The organism is Pseudomonas yangonensis (genome assembly GCF_009932725.1).
Classification (GTDB): domain Bacteria; phylum Pseudomonadota; class Gammaproteobacteria; order Pseudomonadales; family Pseudomonadaceae; genus Aquipseudomonas; species Aquipseudomonas yangonensis.
Genome location: NZ_BLJU01000003.1, coordinates 353557 through 373705, shown reverse-complemented (window position 1 = coordinate 373705; position 20149 = coordinate 353557). Strand labels below are relative to the sequence as shown.

Sequence of the window (20149 nt, the reverse complement as noted above, 5' to 3'; positions counted from 1 at the left end):
TCAAGCAGGCGGGGGCCGAAGCCCCCGCTGCGGTTACCAGGTTTGGGTGGCCTTGAACTTCTCGATACCGGCTTTCAGGCCAGCGTCGATCTCGTCGTTGAAGTCACCTTTCTCGTTGATCTTCGCCATCAGGTCGGCGTGATCACGCTTGAAGAAGGCGATCAGGGCCTGCTCGAAGCTGATGACCTTGGCGACTTCGATGTCCTGCAGGAAGCCACGCTCGGCTGCGTACAGGGACACCGACATTTCGGCAATGGACATCGGCGCATACTGCTTCTGCTTCATCAGCTCGGTTACGCGCTGACCATGCTCGAGCTGCTTGCGGGTGGCTTCGTCCAGGTCAGAAGCGAACTGGGCGAATGCCGCCAGTTCACGGTACTGAGCCAGAGCGGTACGGATACCACCGGAGAGCTTCTTGATGATCTTGGTCTGGGCCGCGCCACCGACACGGGATACCGAGATACCGGCGTTGACGGCTGGACGGATACCCGAGTTGAACATGGCCGATTCCAGGAAGATCTGACCGTCGGTGATGGAGATCACGTTGGTCGGAACGAACGCGGAAACGTCACCGGCCTGGGTTTCGATGATCGGCAGAGCGGTCAGCGAGCCAGTCTTGCCGGTTACGGCGCCATTGGTGAACTTCTCGACGTACTCTTCGGAAACGCGGGAAGCGCGCTCCAGCAGACGGCTGTGGAGATAGAACACGTCGCCCGGGTAGGCTTCACGGCCTGGCGGACGGCGCAGCAGCAGGGAGATCTGACGGTAGGCAACGGCCTGCTTGGACAGGTCGTCGTACACGATCAGGGCATCTTCACCGCGGTCACGGAAGTATTCACCCATGGTGCAGCCGGCGTACGGAGCCAGGAACTGCAGCGCAGCGGATTCGGAAGCCGAAGCTGCAACCACGATGGTGTTGGCCAGGGCGCCAGCTTCTTCCAGCTTGCGTACCACGTTGGCGATGGTCGATTGCTTCTGACCGATGGCCACGTAGACGCAGCGGATGCCGCTGTCTTTCTGGTTGATGATGGCGTCGACGGCCAGAGCGGTCTTACCGATCTGACGGTCACCGATGATCAGCTCGCGCTGGCCACGGCCGACCGGGATCATGGCATCGACCGACTTGTAACCGGTCTGCACCGGCTGGTCGACCGACTTACGCCAGATCACGCCCGGAGCCACTTTCTCGACAGCGTCGGTAGCTTGAGCGTTGATCGGGCCCTTGCCATCGATCGGGTTGCCCAGTGCGTCGACGACGCGGCCCAGCAGTTCCGGACCAACCGGGACTTCCAGGATGCGGCCGGTGCACTTGGCGCTCATGCCTTCGGCGAGGGTCAGGTAGTTACCCAGTACCACGGCACCCACGGAGTCCTGCTCCAGGTTCAGGGCCATGCCGTACACGCCACCAGGGAATTCGATCATCTCGCCGTACATGACGTCGGCGAGGCCGTAGATGCGCACGATACCGTCGGAAACGCTGACGATGGTGCCTTCATTACGGGCTTGAGCGGTTACATCAAGCGACTCAATGCGCTGCTTGATGATTTCGCTAATTTCGGAAGGATTCAATTGCTGCATGCCAGTTCCCTCAAATCAGGATTTCAACGCTTCGGCCAGCTTGTTCAGCTTGCCGCGGACCGAACCGTCGATGACCAGGTCACCTGCACGAATGACAACGCCGCCGATCAGGGCGGGATTGACCACGGGCTTGGGCTGGACGGTGCGATCGAGCCGCTTGGAAAGGGCGGCAGCCAGAGTTTGCAATTGCTCGGTATTGAGCTCGAAAGCCGACTCGACCTCGACATCGAGGGCGCGTTCGGCTTCAGCCTTCAGCACGGCGAACTGTTCGCGTACTACCGGCAGCAGCGACAGTCGGTCGTTGCTGCCCAGCGAGCGCAGGAAGTTGCTGAACGAAGCGTCGATGTGACCGGCACAGATCTGCGCCAGAACATTGACTTTCTGCTCATCGGTCAACGCCGGGTTGACCAACTGCTGAGCCATGGCCGGCGTTTGAACCGCAGCCGCGGACAGCGACAGCATGTTCAGCCAGGCATCGGCCTGCTGTGCAGCACTGGCAAACTCAAACGCGGCTTTCGCGTAGGGCCGAGCGAGCGTGTTGGTATTGATCATCGCGAGCCTCGCTTAGAGTTGAGAGGCCAGTTTTGCGACCAGATCGTTGTGCGCAGCGCCGTCCACGGAGGACTGCAGGATCTGCTCGGCGCCGGTGACAGCCAGAGCTGCTACCTGCGAACGCAGTTGATCCTTGGCACGGTTCACTTCCAGATCGATTTCGGCTTTGGCGCCAGCGATCAGCTTTTCACCTTCGGAGCGGGCCTGGGCCTTGGCTTCCTCGACGATTGCGTTGGCGGTCTTGTTCGCCCGATCGAGAATTTCGGCAGCTTGCTCTTTGGTTTCACGAAGCATCTGGGCAGCGCGTTCCTGGGCCAACTGCAGATCGCGCTCGGCGCGCCCGGCAGCATCCAGACCTTCTGCGATTTTCTTCTGGCGTTCCTGCATGGCCTGCGTCAGCGGCGGCCATACGAACTTCATGCAGAACCAGACGAAAATAGCGAAGGCAATCGTTTGACCGAACAGGGTCAGGTTAATGTTCACAGCGATTTACCTCGTGCTATCTCGTGTTCCGGGGAAGAAAAGCCTGAAGAGGCAGCACACATCATGCTGCCTCGAACTCAGGAACTCTTAACCCGCGACAACGAAGATCAGGTACATCGCGATACCAACACCGATCATCGGAACGGCGTCGAGCAGACCGGCCATCAGGAAGGTCTTGGTTTGCAGCTGCGGGCCCAGCTCAGGCTGGCGAGCGGTGGATTCCAGCAGCTTGCCGCCCAGCAGGGCGAAGCCGATACCGGTACCCAGGGCACCCAGACCGATCATGATGGCAGCGGCGATGTAGACGAGTTCCATAGTTAGCTCCAGAGTTTTTAGAGGTTAAGGTTACGAGTTAGGGGTTTTCGGGTTTTTCGATGTCGATCAGTGGTGATCTTCGTGCGCAGCACTCAGATAAACCACGGTCAGCACCATGAAAATGAACGCCTGCAGCGGGATGACCAGGATGTGGAAGATAGCCCATGGCACGTTGAGACCCCACTGAACGTAGAAGGGCAGCAGCGCGATCAGGATAAACACCACTTCACCGGCATACATGTTGCCGAACAGACGCAGGGCCAGGCTCAGCGGCTTGGTCAGCAGGCCGATGATTTCCAGGAACAGGTTGAAAGGAATCAGCGCCCAGTGGTTGAACGGGGTGAACGACAGTTCCTTGGTAAAGCCACCGATGCCCTTGACCTTGATGCTGTAGAAGATGATCAGCAGGAACACGCCCAGCGAGATACCGAAGGTACCGTTGGGGTCGGCGGTGGGGACGATCTTGAAGTACGGCAGGCCCATGGCGTGCGCCAGACCCGGAATGTAGTCGACCGGGATCCACTTCAGGCTGTTCATCAGGAACACCCAGACGAAGATGGTCAGGGCCAGCGGCGCAACCAGCGGGTTCTTGCCGTGGAAGGTGTCCTTGACGATGCCCTGAACGAATTCGATGCACATCTCGGCCATGTTCTGCAGGCCGGTCGGTACACCGGTCACGGCGCGCTTGGCAGCCATGCGGAACAGGGTGATGAAGATCAGGCCCATGAACAGCGACCAGCCCAGGGTGTCCACATGGACGGCCCAGAAGCCCATCGCTTTCACTTCTTCCGGGGTCTGGGCAATGATCCAGCCCTTGTCCGGATGAGCGCCGTAGACCAGGTTCTGCAGGTGATGCTGGATATATTCTGCTGGGGTATCAGCCATAAACGCCTCAAACGGTCCAATGCTTCAGAAAACTTTCATGAGCAGGGGCGCACAGGCTGCTGCCAGAAGGGCAAGCAGATACCCGATGAACAGCGTCATCGGGTCCAGTGGTTCAACCCCTACGAACGCCAGCGCAAACAGCACTGCCGTGATAATCCATTTACCCATGGCCCCGGCCCAGATCGACTGGACGATGGCCTTGGCCGAACGCGCGCCAAAGTAACGAAAGGCCTTGAATGCAAAATACGCGTTGGCCAGCAGGGCTATCAGCCCTCCCAGCAATGCCGAATAGGCCGCGACCCATCCGCCACTGACGGCAAAAAACACTGTGATCACAGCCGTCACGATGGCCTGAAAAATCAGGATCGGAAACCCTGGCTGACGATGAAACGGGGCCTTACTGGCGATGCCCATCGACCTCTCCCGAAAAGCCGCCGAACCTCGGCCCGTGGCCGACAAAATTGCGCGGGGAGTATATGGGCCAGCCTGCGCCCGATCAACCGTGCTGTAGTAGGAGCGAAGTAGGACTACAGACTGAATTGTTTCAACGAATGTGCGCCAGTACACCCTGCAATTCGTCGAGGGAGCTGTAGCGAATCACCAGCTGTCCCTTTCCCTTGCTGCCGTGCTTGATCTGCACAGGCGAGCCCAGACGCTCTGCCAGCTTCTGTTCCAGGCGGCTGATGTCCGGGTCGGCCTTGGCCTTTGCCGGGGCGGGTTTGGCGCTCAGCCACTGGCGCACCAGCGCCTCGGTCTGACGAACGGTCAGCCCACGTGCGACAACGTGTCGCGCCGCTTCGACCTGCTGTTCGGGGGGTAAACCGAGCAGCGCACGGGCGTGGCCCATCTCCAGATCACCATGGGCGAGCAGGGTCTTGATCTCCTCGGGCAGGGCGATCAGACGCAGCAGGTTGGTGATGGTGACGCGCGACTTGCCGACCGCATCGGCGACCTGTTGCTGGGTCAGCTCGAATTCCTGCTGCAGGCGCTGCAGGGCCACGGCTTCTTCGATCGGATTGAGATCCTCGCGCTGGATGTTCTCGATCAGCGCCATGGCGATGGCGGCTTCATCGGGCAGTTCACGGACCATGGCCGGAATCTTGTCCTGACCGGCCAGCTGGCTGGCACGCCAGCGACGTTCACCGGCTACGATCTCGAAACGGCCGTCGCCGATGGGACGCAGCACGATGGGTTGCATCACGCCCTGGGCACGGATCGAAGCGGCGAGTTCCTCCAGGGCAGTCTGGTCCATGTCACGACGCGGCTGGTACTTGCCGCGCTGGATCAGTTCCAGCGGCACGTATTGCAGTTCGCGTGTGTCGACCTGGGCGGCCTCTTCCTGCAGTGCGCTGACGGTGTTGCCACCGAGCAGGGCGTCCAGACCTCGACCCAGACCTCGTTTCTTCGCAGCCATGCGGATGTTCCTTAAGCGGTAGCGATTTTCGCGGCGGCGCGCTGACGGCGCACCAGCTCGCCGGCCAATGCCAGATAGGCAATGGCACCACGGGATTGTTTGTCGTAGACCAGCGCCGGCATGCCGAAGCTCGGCGCCTCGGCCAGGCGCACGTTGCGCGGGATCACGGCATCGTACAGCTTGTCGCCGAAGTGCTGCTTGAGCTGGGCGCTGACGTCGTTGGTCAGGCTGATGCGCGGGTCGTACATGGTGCGCAGCAGACCTTCGATCTGCAGCTTGGGGTTGAGCAGCTGAGCGATGCGCTGGATGCTGTTGACCAGATCGGAAAGCCCCTCGAGCGCGTAATACTCGCACTGCATGGGGATGATCACGCCATCGGCGGCGACCAGGGCGTTGATGGTCAGCATGCTCAGCGAGGGCGGGCAGTCGATAAGGATGTAGTCGTAATTCTCGCGGATCGGCGCCAAGGCGTAACGCAGGCGGCTTTCCTTCATCTTCATCTCGAGCAGGGCGACTTCCGCGGCGGTGAGGTCGCGGTTGGCCGGCAGCAGCTGGTAGCCACCGTGTTCGGAGAACTGCATGGCCTGGCTAAGGTCGCACTCGCCGATCAGTACGTCGTAGATCGAGTGCTCGAGACCGTGCTTGTCCACACCGCTGCCCATGGTCGCGTTGCCCTGCGGGTCGAGGTCGATCAGCAGCACGCGGCGCTTGGTCGCCACCAGAGAAGCGGCCAGGTTGATGCACGTCGTGGTCTTGCCCACGCCGCCTTTCTGATTGGCGATCGCGAATACCTTGGCCATCTTCCTTCCCCCTTAGACCGAGCGACGCAGTATCAACAGATGGCGCTGGCCTTGGCAACCGGGAACCCGCAGCACGTGGGTTGCACTGAGACGGAAGTCCGCCGGCAGGGCCTGCAGCTCGTCATCCGGATGCACACCCTTCATCGCCAGCCATTGGGTGTCGGCGTTACCCAGGTGGCGTGTCCAGTTGCTGAAGTCTTCGAGGCTGCTGAAAGCCCGCGAGCTGATGCCGTCGAATGCCTGCTCGGGTCGATAGGCTTCGACGCGGTTGTGGACAACCTCGAGGTTGGCGAGTTTCAGCTCCAGCTTCACCTGGACCAGAAAACGGGTCTTCTTGCCGTTGGAGTCGAGCAGGGTGAAACGGCGCTCGGGGAACATGATCGCCAGCGGAATACCGGGCATGCCGCCACCGCTGCCGACGTCCAGCCAGTTATCCCCACGCTCGGCCACGAACGGCACCACCGACAGGCTGTCGAGCAGATGGCGCGAGACCATCTCGTCGGGGTCGCGCACGGCGGTGAGGTTGTAGGCCTTGTTCCACTTGATCAGCAGGCTCAGGTAGGCGAGCAGCTGTTCCTGCTGCCGCTCGCTGAGTTCGATGCCCAGTTCGCGGGCGCCCTGCAGCAGTTCTTCGGCGTGACGCTGAGTGACCGACATCAGGCGCTCTGCTCCAGTTTCTGGCCGGCGCTGCGCTTCTTCAGGTGAATCAGCAACAGGGAAATCGCAGCCGGGGTGACCCCGGGGATGCGCCCGGCCTGGCCGAGCGTGGCGGGGCGGGTATTGCCGAGTTTGAACTGGATTTCCTTGGACAGCCCGGAAATGGCGCTGTAGTCCAGGTCTTCCGGCAGCTTGGTGTCCTCGCTGGCACGCAGTCTGGCGATCTCGTCCTGCTGACGGTCGATGTAGCCGGCGTACTTGGTCTTGATCTCGACCTGCTCGGCCACCTGGTTATCCACAGCCGGCGATTCGGTGATCTCTGCCAGGGCCGCGTAGTCGATTTCCGGACGGGCCAGCAGGTTGAGCAGGTTGTACTCGTGAGCCAGCGGCGTGCCGAAACGCGCAGCGATGGCGTCGCCCTGCGGCGTGCCCGGGCGCACCCAGGTGCTCTTCAGGCGCTGTTCTTCCTGGGCAATGCCTTCACGCTTGGCTTCGAATGCCGCCCAGCGCTCGTCATCCACCAGGCCCAGCTCTCGGCCTTTCTCGGTCAGACGCAGGTCGGCATTGTCCTCGCGCAGGATCAGCCGGTATTCGGCGCGCGAAGTGAACATGCGGTACGGCTCCTGGGTGCCGAGGGTGATCAGGTCGTCGACCAGAACACCGATGTAAGCCTCGTCGCGGCGCGGGCACCAGGCTTCTTTGCCCTGCGCGCGCAGGGCAGCGTTGCAGCCGGCGAGCAGGCCCTGGGCACCGGCCTCTTCGTAGCCGGTGGTGCCGTTGATCTGGCCCGCGAAGAACAGGCCGCCGATGACCTTGGTCTCCAGGCTGTACTTGAGGTCGCGCGGGTCGAAGTAGTCGTACTCGATGGCGTAGCCCGGACGCATGATGTGCGCGTTCTCCATGCCACGAATGCTGCGCACCACCTGCAGCTGCACGTCGAACGGCAGCGAGGTGGAAATCCCGTTGGGGTACAGCTCGTGGGTGGTCAGGCCTTCCGGCTCGATGAACACCTGGTGGCTGTCCTTGTCGGCGAAGCGATGGATCTTGTCTTCGATCGAGGGGCAATAGCGCGGGCCGACGCCTTCGATCATCCCCGAGTACATCGGCGATCGGTCTAGGTTGGCGGCGATGATCTCGTGGGTACGCGCGTTGGTGTGGGTGATCCAGCAACTGATCTGCTTGGGCTGATGCTCACGTTTGCCGAGGAAGGACATCAGCGGCGTAGGCGTATCTCCGGGTTGCTCGGTCATTACCGAGAAATCCACGGAGCGGCCATCGATGCGCGGCGGCGTACCGGTCTTGAGGCGGCCGACACGCAGTGGCAGTTCACGCAGTCGATGCGCCAGCGCGATGGAGGGCGGATCACCGGCACGGCCGCCGGAGTAGTTCTGCATGCCGATGTGGATAAGTCCGCCAAGGAAGGTGCCTGTGGTCAACACCACGGAATCCGCGTGGAATCTCAGGCCCATCTGGGTGACGACGCCCTTGACCTCGGCGTTTTCCACAATCAGGTCATCGGCCGCCTGTTGAAAAATCCACAGATTGGCCTGGTTTTCCAGAATCTCGCGTACGGCGGCCTTGTACAGGACACGGTCAGCTTGAGCGCGAGTTGCGCGTACCGCCGGACCCTTGCGGCTGTTGAGAATGCGGAACTGGATGCCGCCTTTGTCGGTAGCGGTGGCCATGGCACCGCCGAGGGCATCGATTTCCTTGACCAGGTGGCTCTTGCCGATACCGCCGATGGCCGGGTTGCAGCTCATCTGCCCGAGGGTCTCGACATTGTGGGTAAGCAGCAGGGTCTTCACGCCCATGCGTGCTGCAGCCAGGGCTGCCTCGGTACCGGCATGACCGCCGCCGATCACGATCACGTCAAAACGGGAAGGGAAATCCACCACGCACCTCGTGCCTGTTGAGAAGGGGTCTGAAAGAAAGGCGGCAAGTATAGGGACTTAAGCCTGCTGAATGAAGCCTTCTGCACAAAAAATAGCCAACTGGTTGGTCACGTTTCTATCAGCCGGCTCCTCGACCTGATTACCCCTGGGCCTGGAAGAAATGCGCTCAGGCTTATAAAAAATAGAAAGAGAGAATTTTTATAAAGCTTGTTCTTTATGTTTATGTATAGAGCCAGGCGTTTCTGTGGATAAGATGCTACAAGCCTTGTCATATCTGCTGTACAGAGAATGATAAAGCTGTGTCGTTCCTGCTCGGTTCCCTTGAGAAAGCTGCTGAACCACTGTGGATGGAATGGCCAGTTACCCACAGCCGTAGTTACACCCAGCTTTGTTATAGGCTTATGGGCAGGGTTCAGGGGTGGTTTTCCACAGGGTTTATTTCGTGATGGATAACCGTAGTCCGAGGGATCGAGCTATAAGATATTCGCTTCGGCAATGTGTCGGCGTTAAAGGGCTTTAAGCACAGGGAAGGAGGGTTGGGCGAGCCCATGATTAGGATTGGCGCCAGGAGGAGAGCGTATCCTGAGCCAGGCCCGCAATTCGCAGCTTGATGAAATTCGGGAATGGCGAGGGAAGGTTAGCGGCGGGAACCCATGCTCTCTTCGCGGATGAATCCGCTCCTACATAAGCGCTGTGGACAAGTGCACGGGGAGCGTTTTACTTGCCGATGCAGAAGCTGGAGAAGATCCGGCCCAGCAGGTCGTCGCTGCTGAAGGCGCCGGTGATCTCGCCCAGGGCCTGCTGGGCCATGCGCAGGTCCTCGGCCAGCAGCTCGCCGGCGCCCATCAGGGTGAGCTGGTTGCGGCCGTGTTCGAGGTGCTGCTCGGCCTGGTGCAGCGCTTCAAGGTGGCGGCGGCGGGCGCTGAAGCCGCTCTCTGCAGTCTGTTGATAACCCATGCAGGCTTTCAGATGCTCGCGCAGCAGTTCCAGGCCGTCAGCGGACTTGGCCGAGAGACTGAGGGTAACGTGACCGTCAGCGCTGGTTTGCAGTGTCACTGCCTCGCCGGACAGGTCAGCCTTGTTGCGGATCAGGGTTACCCGCGCCGGGTCCGGGCGCTGTTCGAGGAACTCCGGCCACAGGGCAAAGGGATCGGCCGCTTCCGGTGCGGTGGAGTCCACTACCAGCAGCACACGGTCGGCTTCGCCAATGGCCTTGAGCGCGCGCTCCACGCCTATTCTTTCCACCTGGTCGTCGGTGTCGCGCAGGCCGGCGGTGTCGACCACGTGCAGTGGCATACCGTCGATGTGGATATGTTCACGCAGCACATCGCGGGTGGTACCGGCGATATCGGTGACGATGGCCGCCTCACGGCCGGCCAGTGCGTTGAGCAGGCTGGACTTGCCGGCATTCGGGCGTCCGGCGATGACCACGTTCATGCCGTCGCGCAGCAGGGCGCCCTGGCCGGCTTCGCGCAGCACTGTGGATAAGTCGGCGCGAACACCGTCGAGCTGGCTGAGTACGTGGCCATCGGCGAGAAAGTCGATTTCTTCCTCGGGAAAATCAATGGCAGCTTCGACGTAGATACGCAGCCGGATCAGGGATTCGGTCAGCGCATGCACGCGTCTGGAGAATTCGCCCTGCAACGAACGCAGCGCGTTGCGTGCGGCCTGTTCGGAGCTGGCTTCGATCAGGTCGGCGATCGCTTCGGCCTGGGCCAGGTCGAGTTTGTCGTTAAGAAAGGCGCGCTCGCTGAACTCGCCGGGCCGAGCCAGACGCGCCCCCAGTTCCAGGCAGCGGCGCAGCAGCAGATCGAGCACCACCGGACCGCCATGCCCCTGCAGCTCGAGCACGTCCTCACCAGTGAAGGAATTCGGACCGGGGAAGTAGATCGCCAGGCCTTCGTCCAAGGGCAGTTCCTGCTCGCCATAGAACGGGCCGTGATGAGCGAAACGCGGTTTCAGCTCGCGTCGGCAGATGGCCTGGGCCAGCTGCCCGGCCAGCGGTCCGGACACACGCACGATGCCTACTCCGCCACGGCCCTGTGCAGTGGCGACGGCGGCGATGGTGTCTCGGGCGTGGTTCATGGTGGCTTACTCGATGTGTACGGGTGGCTGAAGGAACGAGGGTGGATAGCTGTGAATAACAGCGATTCGCGAGCAGAGCTCGCTCCTACGACAAATGCTTGGATAGCAAAACGCCCCAATCATGGGGCGTTTGCTTGATGCTTGGAAGCTCTGGCGAATCAGGCGTTGGCCGGTTTCGCTGCCGCTTCGATCCTGCGGGTAATGTACCACTGCTGGGCGATGGACAGGCAGTTGTTGACCACCCAGTACAGCACCAGACCAGCCGGGAACCACAGGAAGAAGAAGGTGAAGATGATCGGCATCAGCTTCAGCACGCGGGCCTGCATGGGGTCCGGCGGCGTCGGGTTGAGCTGCTGCTGGATGAACATGGTAGCGCCCATGATGATCGGCAGGATGAAGAACGGATCCTTGATCGACAGGTCGGTGATCCAGAACATCCATGGGGCCTGACGCATTTCGACCGATTCCAGCAACACCCAGTACAGGGCGAGGAATACCGGCATCTGCACCAGGATCGGCAGGCAGCCGCCCAGCGGGTTGATCTTCTCTTTCTTGTACAGCTCCATCATCGCCTGGGACATCTTCTGGCGATCGTCACCGTACTGCTCCTTCAGCGCCTGTAGTTTCGGCGATACGGCACGCATGCGCGCCATCGAACGGTAGCTGGCAGCCGACAGTGGGAAGAAGATCAGCTTGATGATGATGGTCAGGACGATGATCGACCAGCCCCAGTTGCCGAGTACGCCGTGAATCACTTCCAGCAGCCAGAAGATCGGCTGTGCCAGGAACCACAGGAAGCCGTAGTCGACGGTCAGCTCCAGACCCGGGGACAGGGTGCCCAGGTGCTCCTGCAGCTTGGGACCGGCATAGAGGATCGCGCCGGTTTCGCCCTGCGCGCCGGCAGCAACCTGCACGGACGGGCCGGTGAAGCCTACGATGTAGTTGCCCTGGCTGTCCTTGCGGGTCTGTACCAGGTTGGTGCTGTCCTTGTTCGGCACCCAGGCGGTGACGAAGTAGTGCTGCAGCCAGGCGACCCAGCCGCCTTGCACGGTTTCCTTGAAGGACTGCTTGTCGATGTCTTTCATCGACACCTTTTTGTAAGGCTCTTCGCTGGTCCACAGCGCGGCACCCAGGTAGGTGGCAGTGCCGGTGGCGGTGGTCGAGGAAGGGTCACCGCTGTTGTCACGCTTGAGTTGAGCGAACAGGTTGCCGCTCCAGGCCTGATCGCTCTGGTTGTCGATCAGGTAACGCACGTCGACCTGGTAGGCGGACGGATCGATGCAACCAGGCTTCTTCAGCTCCTGCTCACGCGCCGAGCACTGCGGGTTGAGGCCGCGCTTGAAGCTGTAGCGCTTGATGTAGCTGACGCCGTTCTCGCTGTAGGTGAGATCGACCACCAGGCTGTCCTGGCCTTCGGCCATTTCGTAGCTCTGCTTCTCACTGGACCACAGGGCACGGCCGCTGGATTTGTCCGGAGCGTTCTGGCCGATCAGGCCACTTTGCGCCAGGTAGGTGCGCTCGCTGCCGTTGTCGAACAGCTGGAACGGTACGTCCGGGCGGTCTTGACGACGCGGGTACTGCGGCAGACGCAGCTGCACGATATCGCCACCGCGTGGGTCGATGGCCAGGTCGAGCACATCGGTCTTGACGCGGATCAGCTCGTCGCTGGCAACTGCGGTGGGGGCAACGGCAGCTGCGCTAGGCTCGGCCACTGCAGTGGGGATGTCGTCGCTGCCAGTGCTGGCGGTAGCCGCAGGCGTATCGGGCAGGGCAGGCGTCGCAGCGGTCGAGGTACTAACCTCGGCTGGCAGGGCAGCCTGGCCATAGTCCTCGTTCCATTGCAGGACCATGAGGTAGGACACGACTGCCAGGGCGACGATCAGGATCGAACGTTGGATATCCATGATTATTCGGCCATCGAAGGGGAACGGGATGTTTTTACGGGAGGAACCGGATCGAAACCGCCGGCATTCCAGGGGTGGCAGCGACCGAGACGGCGAGCTGCCAGCCAGCCACCACGCAGCAAGCCATGTTGCTCGATGGCTTCGTAGGCGTAGCAGGAGCAGCTGGGGTAGAAGCGACAGTGACTGGCCATCAGCGGACTGATGGCGTAGCGATAAACCTGAATGCAGGCTAGAGCCGCTTTACGCATGGGGATTGTCGCTTGTCCCGAAGGATAATTCTGCGTCGCGACTGGGCCGGCTTCGGGCCAAGCGTTTCCAGAGTTTGCCGAACTGCTGAGCGAGTTCGCCGTTCTCCAGATCACCTAGCCCTTTGCGGGCGACCACCACGATGTCCCAGCCTGTCAGGTTGTCCTGATTGAGGCGAAAGGACTCGCGGATTTGACGCTTGATGCGGTTGCGCTCGACGGCGAGCTTGACGCTCTTCTTGCCGATCACCAGACCTAGGCGGGGATGATCAAGCTGGTTATCGCGCGCTAGCAGCAGGACACTTTTGCCCGGAGCTTTGCCGCTTGGGGAGTCGAAGACTGCCTTGAATTGCCGGGGAGTCAGCAGTCGCTTTTCCCGGCCGAAGCCTCGACTCACCACCTGTCCGGATGAATTAGACAGTCAGACGCTTGCGGCCCTTGGCGCGACGACGCGACAGGACGGCACGGCCGTTCTTGGTGGCCATGCGGGCACGGAAACCGTGGGTGCGAGCGCGCTTGATGGTGCTAGGTTGGAAAGTGCGTTTCATGGTGCGTTACCTGGGTGATCGACTAGGGTCGGAATGACCCTGGTTTAAAGAGACCGGCAATTCTAGAGAAAGCCGCGCAGTAGGTCAATTTCCAACCAACCTTATTCTCCAGATAGAAATAGAAAGAAGGAAAAGGGTTTAAAGCTCTTTTTCTATGTTTATGTTGATTAGTCTTGTCCTGGCTTGTGGACAAGCCTCTGAAGGCGGCACGCTCCGTGCCTGGGCGCAAAGGATAAGCCTGTCCAGAACAGGTGTTTGATCTGTGCGCTGGCTGCCTACAACCTGAGGATGGATTGACGCTTTACCCACAGCCTGGTTATCCGCATGCTGATCCACATGGTTTTGCAAAGGCTTTTTGGGTGCTTATCCACAAGGTTCAGGGGCTTGCTGATAAGTCTCGTGAATGTGACTAAGGCTTTGATTTTACTTGGCCATCTAGCTCATGTTGTGTGGATAACTCAGCCGTGGGTCGGTACAATGGCGGCTGTTTTTGCACCGCCGCCTGGATAGGGGATAGTCAGTGTCAGTGGAACTATGGCAGCAATGCGTCGAGCTTCTGCGCGATGAGTTGCCGGCCCAGCAATTCAACACCTGGATCCGTCCTCTGCAGGTCGAGGCCGAAGGCGACGAGCTGCGTGTGTATGCGCCCAATCGTTTCGTGCTCGACTGGGTCAACGAGAAATACCTCAGTCGTTTGCTCGAGCTGCTCGGCGAGCGTGCTGGTGGCCTGGTCCCTGCGCTTTCCTTATTAATAGGCAGTAAACGCGCTGCCACTGCCAGGGTAGCGCCCACTGCGCCACTTCCTGCCGCCGCGCGCGCTGCTCAGGTTCAGGCTGCTGCTGCGGTCAGCAAGCCGGTTCCTCCACCCGCTCAGGAAGAACCCTCGCGAGCCAGCTTCGATTCCATGGCCGGTTCGGCGCCGCAACCTCCGACCCCTGCGGTGGCGCCTCGCACCGAGCGTACCGTGCAGGTCGAAGGCGGCCTCAAGCACACCAGTTACCTCAATCGCACCTTTACCTTCGACAACTTCGTCGAGGGCAAGTCGAACCAGTTGGCTCGCGCCGCGGCCTGGCAGGTAGCGGACAATCCCAAGCATGGCTACAACCCGCTGTTCCTTTATGGCGGTGTGGGTCTGGGCAAGACTCACCTGATGCATGCCGTGGGTAACCACCTGCTGGCGAAGAATCCCAATGCGAAGGTGGTGTACCTGCACTCGGAGCGTTTCGTCGCTGACATGGTCAAGGCGTTGCAGCTCAACGCCATCAACGAATTCAAGCGTTTCTACCGTTCGGTGGATGCGCTGCTGATCGATGACATCCAGTTCTTCGCCAAGAAGGAGCGCTCCCAGGAGGAGTTCTTCCACACCTTCAATGCACTGCTCGAAGGTGGCCAGCAGGTGATTCTCACCAGCGACCGCTACCCCAAAGAGATCGAAGGGCTGGAGGAGCGACTGAAATCGCGCTTCGGCTGGGGCCTGACCGTCGCGGTCGAGCCGCCCGAACTGGAAACGCGCGTGGCGATCCTGATGAAGAAGGCCGATCAGGCCAAGGTTGATCTGCCGCACGATGCCGCGTTCTTCATCGCCCAGCGCATTCGCTCCAACGTACGTGAGCTGGAAGGTGCGCTGAAGCGGGTGATCGCCCACTCGCACTTCATGGGCCGCGACATCACCATCGAACTGATCCGGGAGTCGCTCAAGGATCTGCTGGCCCTGCAGGACAAACTGGTCAGCATCGACAATATCCAGCGCACCACGGCCGAGTACTACAAGATCAAGATTACCGATCTGCTCTCCAAGCGTCGCTCACGCTCGATCGCCCGACCGCGCCAAGTGGCCATGGCGCTGTCGAAGGAACTGACCAATCACAGCCTGCCGGAAATCGGTGTGGCCTTCGGCGGTCGTGATCACACCACGGTGTTGCACGCTTGCCGTAAGATTGCTGAACTTAGGGGATCCGACGCGGATATCCGCGAGGACTACAAGAACCTGCTGCGTACGCTTACAACCTGATTCGCAGCTCCACGAGGCAAGGGACTAGACCATGCATTTCACCATTCAACGCGAAGCCCTGTTGAAACCTCTGCAACTGGTCGCCGGTGTCGTGGAACGACGCCAGACGCTGCCGGTATTGTCCAACGTGTTGCTGGTGGTCGAAGGCCAGCAGTTGTCATTGACCGGTACCGACCTCGAGGTCGAGCTGGTTGGTCGTGTCACGCTGGAAGATGCTGCCGAGCCAGGCGAGATCACCGTACCAGCGCGCAAGCTGATGGATATCTGCAAGAGCCTGCCGTCCGATGCGCTGATCGACATCCGCGTCGATGATCAGAAGCTGCTGGTCAAGGCCGGTCGTAGCCGTTTCACCCTGTCGACGCTGCCGGCCAACGACTTCCCCACCGTGGAAGAAGGCCCGGGCTCGCTGACCTTCAACCTGCCGCAAGCCAAGCTGCGTCGCTTGATCGAGCGCACCAGTTTCGCCATGGCTCAGCAGGACGTGCGTTATTACCTCAACGGCATGTTGCTGGAAGTACAGAGCGGCATGCTGCGTGCCGTGGCCACTGACGGCCATCGCCTGGCCATGTGCTCCATGGAGGCCGCCATCCAGCAGGAAGGCAAGCATCAGGTCATCGTGCCACGCAAAGGTATTCTTGAACTGGCCCGCCTGCTCACCGAGCAGGATGCGGAAGTCGCCATCGTCCTGGGTCAACACCACATTCGCGCCAACACCGGCGAGTTCACCTTCACCTCCAAGCTGGTGGACGGCAAATTCCCGGATTACGAACGCGTATTGCCGCGCGGCGGTGACAAGCTGGTGCTGGCCGATCGTCAGGGGCTGCGTGAAGCCTTCAGCCGTACCGCGATCCTCTCCAACGAAAAGTATCGCGGTATCCGCCTCACCTTGGCGTCTGGTCTGTTGAAGATTCAGGCCAATAACCCGGAGCAGGAAGAGGCAGAGGAAGAGATCGTGGTCGACTACAACAGCGGCGGTCTGGAAATCGGTTTCAACGTCAGCTACCTGCTGGACGTGTTGGGCGTCATGGGCACCGAGCAGGTTCGCCTGATTCTCTCCGACTCCAACAGCAGCGCCCTGCTGCAGGAAGCTGACAACGACGACTCCTCTTATGTCGTCATGCCGATGAGGCTCTAAGCCTTTAATGTCCCTAAGCCGTATCACGGTCACCGCGGTGCGCAATCTGCACCCGGTGACCCTCTCCCCCTCCTCCCGCATCAACATCCTTCATGGCGCCAACGGCAGCGGCAAGACCAGCGTGCTGGAGGCCATCCATTTGCTCGGCCTGGCCCGTTCCTTCCGCAGCACCCGCCTGCAGCCTGTTATTCATTACGAGCAACCTGCCTGTACTGTATTTGGTCAGGTGCAGTTGGCCCAGGGCGGTTCGAGCAATCTGGGTATTTCGCGGGATCGCCAGGGCGAGCTGCAAATACGTATCGACGGGCAGAATGCTCGCAGCGCTGCACAGCTGGCCGACCTGTTGCCGTTGCAACTGATCAACCCCGACAGCTTTCGTCTCCTGGAAGGCGCGCCGAAGATTCGTCGGCAGTTCCTCGATTGGGGTGTGTTCCACGTGGAACATCGTTTTCTTGGTGCCTGGCAACGCCTGCAGAAAGCCCTGCGGCAGCGGAACTCATGGCTACGCCATGGTACACTTGACGGTGCTTCGCAGGCCGCGTGGGACCGCGAATTGTGCAGCGCAAGCGAAGAGATCGATACCTATCGGCGCGCTTACATCCAGGCACTGAAGCCGGTATTCGAGCGCACTCTTGGCGAATTGCTGCAGTTGGAAGGCTTGACCCTGAGTTATTACCGCGGATGGGACAAGGATCGTGAGCTGAGCGAAGTGCTCGCCGCCTCCCTCTTCCGCGATCAGCAGCTCGGGCATACGCAGGCAGGTCCGCAGCGTGCTGATTTACGCCTTCGGCTTGCAGGGCACAACGCGGCAGAGATCCTGTCGCGAGGACAACAGAAGCTGGTGGTGTGTGCGTTACGCATCGCCCAGGGCCACTTGGTGAATGACGCCAAGCGTGGTCAATGTATCTATCTGGTGGACGACCTACCGTCGGAACTGGATGAGCAGCATCGTCAGGCGTTATGCCGGTTGCTGGAAGATTTGCGCTGCCAGGTGTTCATCACCTGTGTGGATCATGAATTGTTGAGGGAAGGCTGGCAGACGGATACGCCGGTTGCCATGTTCCACGTGGAACATGGCCGTATCACCCAGACCCAAGACCATCGGGAGTGAAGGCATGAGCGAGAACCAAACGTACGACTCCTCCAGCATCAAAGTGCTGAAAGGACTGGACGCCGTACGCAAACGTCCCGGGATGTACATCGGTGACACGGACGATGGCAGTGGTCTGCACCACATGGTGTTCGAGGTGGTCGACAACTCGATCGACGAAGCGCTGGCGGGCTACTGCAGCGAAATCACCATCACCATCCACCCGGATGAGTCGATCAGCGTACGTGATAACGGCCGCGGTATCCCGGTCGACATGCATAAAGAAGAAGGCGTCTCGGCAGCCGAAGTCATCATGACCGTGCTGCATGCCGGCGGTAAGTTCGACGACAACAGCTACAAGGTATCCGGCGGCCTGCACGGCGTGGGTGTCTCGGTGGTGAACGCACTCTCCAAGGAGCTGGTGCTGACCATTCGCCGTAGCGGCAAGATCTGGGAACAGACCTACGTGCATGGCGTCCCGCAAGCACCCCTGGCTGCTGTTGGCGACACCGATGGCACCGGCACGCAGATCCACTTCAAGCCGTCCGAAGAAACCTTCGCCAACATCCATTTCAGCTGGGACATCCTGGCCAAGCGTCTGCGCGAGTTGTCATTCCTCAACTCCGGCGTGGGCATCCTGCTGCGCGACGAGCGTACCGGCAAGGAAGAACTGTTCAAGTACGAGGGTGGCCTGAAGGCCTTCGTCGAGTTCCTCAACACCAACAAGACCGTGGTGAATCAGGTGTTCCACTTCAATATCCAGCGCGAGGAAGACGGCGTTGGCGTGGAAGTGGCCCTGCAGTGGAACGACAGCTTCAACGAAAACATCCTCTGCTTCACCAACAATATTCCGCAGCGTGACGGTGGTACCCACCTGGCGGGCTTCCGCTCCGCCCTCACCCGTCACCTGAACAACTACATCGAGCAGGAAGGCCTGGCCAAGAAGTTCAAGGTCGCCACCACCGGTGATGACGCTCGTGAAGGTCTGACTGCGATCATCTCGGTCAAGGTGCCGGACCCGAAATTCAGCTCGCAGACCAAGGACAAACTGGTCTCCAGCGAGGTGAAAACCGCTGTCGAACAGGAAATGGGCAAGTACTTCGCCGACTTCCTGCTGGAGAATCCGAACGAAGCCAAGGCCGTGGTCGGCAAGATGATCGACGCTGCCCGTGCCCGTGAAGCAGCGCGCAAGGCGCGTGAGATGACTCGCCGCAAGGGCGCTCTGGACATCGCAGGCCTGCCCGGCAAACTGGCCGACTGCCAGGAGAAAGATCCGGCGCTGTCCGAACTCTACATAGTGGAGGGTGACTCCGCGGGCGGTTCTGCCAAGCAGGGCCGTAACCGCAAGACCCAGGCGATCCTGCCGCTCAAGGGCAAGATCCTCAACGTCGAGAAGGCGCGCTTCGACAAGATGCTCTCCTCTGCCGAAGTTGGCACGCTGATCACCGCGTTGGGCTGTGGCATCGGGCGTGAGGAGTACAACATCGACAAGCTGCGTTACCACAACATCATCATCATGACCGATGCTGACGTCGACGGCTCGCACATCCGCACCCTGCTGCTGACCTTCTTCTTCCGTCAGTTGCCGGAGCTGATCGAGCGTGGCTACGTCTACATCGCCCAGCCGCCGCTATACAAGGTGAAGAAAGGCAAGCAGGAGCAGTACATCAAGGACGATGAGGCCATGGACGAATACATGACCCAGTCGGCTCTGGAGGATGCCAGCCTGCACGTCAATGAGAATGCCCCGGGCCTGTCCGGTGGTGCTCTGGAGAAGCTGGTTGGCGAATACCGCCGCGTGATGAGGACCCTGGATCGCCTGTCGCGCGTTTATCCCAAGGACATCACCGAACACTTCGTCTATCTGCCGAGCATTGGTCTGGAGCAGCTTGCTGACCATGCCGGCATGCAGGCATGGCTGGAGCGCTTCAGCGCCCGTCTCAAAGGCATGGAGAAGTCCGGTCAGACCTACACTGCAAGCCTGCGCGAAGACCGCGAGCGTCATGTCTGGCTGCCCGAAGTGGAGGTCAAGGCGCATGGCCTTTCCAGCTACACCACCTTCAACCGCGACTTCTTCGCCAGTAATGACTACAAGACCGTCACGACTCTGGGCGATCAGTTGAACAACCTGTTGGAAGAAGGCGCATACGTACAGCGTGGTGAGCGCAAGAAACCGGTCAGCACCTTCAAGGAAGCGCTGGACTGGCTGATGCACGAAAGCACCAAGCGCCACAGCGTGCAGCGATACAAAGGTCTTGGCGAGATGAACCCGGATCAACTGTGGGAAACCACTATGGACCCGGAAGTGCGCCGCATGCTCAAGGTCACCATCGAGGACGCCATCGCTGCCGACCAGATCTTCAACACCCTGATGGGCGATGCCGTGGAGCCGCGCCGCGACTTCATCGAATCCAACGCCCTGGCGGTGTCGAACCTGGACTTCTGACGAACGAACTGCTAGCCAGTCGCCAGTTGGTGTGGAATAAAAAGCCCCTGCCGAAGCAAATCGGCAGGGGCTTTTTAATTTGAGCGGGCTATAGAGCTAAGGTTTGGTG

Annotated in this window: 19 protein-coding genes; 4 read left to right on the top strand and 15 right to left on the bottom strand. The window is 60.4% G+C overall.

From position 1 onward, the window contains the following. Positions 1–33 precede the first annotated feature (33 nt). From atpA to rpmH, 15 genes are all read right to left on the bottom strand, one after another. Positions 34–1578, bottom strand: coding sequence for a F0F1 ATP synthase subunit alpha (atpA, locus tag GYB81_RS07350; protein ID WP_161864270.1), 1545 nt, complete (start codon positions 1576–1578; stop codon positions 34–36). A gap of 15 nt (positions 1579–1593) precedes the next feature. Further along, positions 1594–2130, bottom strand: a complete 537-nt coding sequence (locus GYB81_RS07345) for a F0F1 ATP synthase subunit delta (protein WP_024306122.1) — start codon at positions 2128–2130, stop codon at positions 1594–1596. Positions 2131–2142: 12 nt separating this feature from the next. Further along, positions 2143–2613, bottom strand: coding sequence for a F0F1 ATP synthase subunit B (locus GYB81_RS07340; protein ID WP_024306123.1), 471 nt, complete (start codon positions 2611–2613; stop codon positions 2143–2145). 87 nt (positions 2614–2700) lie between these two features. Further along, positions 2701–2928, bottom strand: coding sequence for a F0F1 ATP synthase subunit C (gene atpE / locus GYB81_RS07335; protein WP_003241387.1), 228 nt, complete (start codon positions 2926–2928; stop codon positions 2701–2703). Positions 2929–2994: 66 nt separating this feature from the next. After that, entirely contained in the window at positions 2995–3813 is an 819-nt protein-coding gene (gene atpB / locus GYB81_RS07330; RefSeq protein WP_090431634.1) for a F0F1 ATP synthase subunit A, read from the bottom strand. A 24-nt stretch (positions 3814–3837) separates the two neighbouring features. After that, positions 3838–4227: a F0F1 ATP synthase subunit I gene (locus tag GYB81_RS07325; RefSeq protein ID WP_161864269.1), complete on the bottom strand. Its 390-nt coding sequence runs from the start codon at positions 4225–4227 to the stop codon at positions 3838–3840. A 130-nt stretch (positions 4228–4357) separates the two neighbouring features. Further along, positions 4358–5227: a ParB/RepB/Spo0J family partition protein gene (locus GYB81_RS07320; protein ID WP_161864268.1), complete on the bottom strand. Its 870-nt coding sequence runs from the start codon at positions 5225–5227 to the stop codon at positions 4358–4360. 11 nt (positions 5228–5238) lie between these two features. Next, positions 5239–6027 carry a ParA family protein gene (locus GYB81_RS07315; RefSeq protein ID WP_161864267.1) on the bottom strand — a complete coding sequence of 263 codons (789 nt, stop codon included), beginning with the start codon at positions 6025–6027 and terminating at the stop codon, positions 5239–5241. Positions 6028–6039: 12 nt separating this feature from the next. Next, the gene (gene rsmG / locus GYB81_RS07310; RefSeq protein WP_178101752.1) at positions 6040–6687 is read right to left on the bottom strand and encodes a 16S rRNA (guanine(527)-N(7))-methyltransferase RsmG; all 648 of its coding nucleotides are present in this window, start codon (positions 6685–6687) and stop codon (positions 6040–6042) included. Further along, positions 6684–8576 carry a tRNA uridine-5-carboxymethylaminomethyl(34) synthesis enzyme MnmG gene (mnmG, locus tag GYB81_RS07305; protein WP_161864265.1) on the bottom strand — a complete coding sequence of 631 codons (1893 nt, stop codon included), beginning with the start codon at positions 8574–8576 and terminating at the stop codon, positions 6684–6686. Before mnmG ends, rsmG begins: the two co-directional genes overlap by 4 nt. A 717-nt stretch (positions 8577–9293) precedes the next feature. Then, a complete protein-coding gene (gene mnmE / locus GYB81_RS07300; protein WP_161864264.1) occupies positions 9294–10661 on the bottom strand; it encodes a tRNA uridine-5-carboxymethylaminomethyl(34) synthesis GTPase MnmE in 1368 nt (455 codons plus the stop codon). 158 nt (positions 10662–10819) lie between these two features. After that, positions 10820–12565, bottom strand: a complete 1746-nt coding sequence (gene yidC, locus GYB81_RS07295; protein WP_161864263.1) for a membrane protein insertase YidC — start codon at positions 12563–12565, stop codon at positions 10820–10822. Between the two features lie 2 nt (positions 12566–12567). Further along, on the bottom strand, positions 12568–12813 hold the full coding sequence (gene yidD, locus GYB81_RS07290) for a membrane protein insertion efficiency factor YidD (protein ID WP_161864262.1): 246 nt from the start codon (positions 12811–12813) through the stop codon (positions 12568–12570). Further along, on the bottom strand, positions 12806–13210 hold the full coding sequence (rnpA, locus tag GYB81_RS07285) for a ribonuclease P protein component (protein ID WP_161864261.1): 405 nt from the start codon (positions 13208–13210) through the stop codon (positions 12806–12808). Before rnpA ends, yidD begins: the two co-directional genes overlap by 8 nt. A 13-nt stretch (positions 13211–13223) precedes the next feature. Then, positions 13224–13358 (bottom strand): 50S ribosomal protein L34, encoded by a 135-nt coding sequence (rpmH, locus tag GYB81_RS07280; RefSeq protein WP_003246698.1) that lies wholly within the window; start codon positions 13356–13358, stop codon positions 13224–13226. Positions 13359–13878: 520 nt separating this feature from the next. Here rpmH and dnaA point away from each other — a divergent pair. Genes dnaA through gyrB form a run of 4 tightly spaced genes read left to right on the top strand, consistent with a single transcriptional unit; the run spans position 13879 to position 20040 of the window. Beyond that, positions 13879–15369 carry a chromosomal replication initiator protein DnaA gene (gene dnaA / locus GYB81_RS07275; RefSeq protein WP_161864260.1) on the top strand — a complete coding sequence of 497 codons (1491 nt, stop codon included), beginning with the start codon at positions 13879–13881 and terminating at the stop codon, positions 15367–15369. A gap of 31 nt (positions 15370–15400) precedes the next feature. Next, positions 15401–16504 (top strand): DNA polymerase III subunit beta, encoded by a 1104-nt coding sequence (dnaN, locus tag GYB81_RS07270; RefSeq protein ID WP_161864259.1) that lies wholly within the window; start codon positions 15401–15403, stop codon positions 16502–16504. 7 nt (positions 16505–16511) lie between these two features. Then, positions 16512–17615, top strand: a complete 1104-nt coding sequence (recF, locus tag GYB81_RS07265) for a DNA replication/repair protein RecF (RefSeq protein WP_161864258.1) — start codon at positions 16512–16514, stop codon at positions 17613–17615. Between the two features lie 4 nt (positions 17616–17619). Beyond that, positions 17620–20040, top strand: coding sequence for a DNA topoisomerase (ATP-hydrolyzing) subunit B (gene gyrB, locus GYB81_RS07260; RefSeq protein ID WP_161864257.1), 2421 nt, complete (start codon positions 17620–17622; stop codon positions 20038–20040). The last annotated feature ends 109 nt before the right edge of the window (positions 20041–20149 follow it).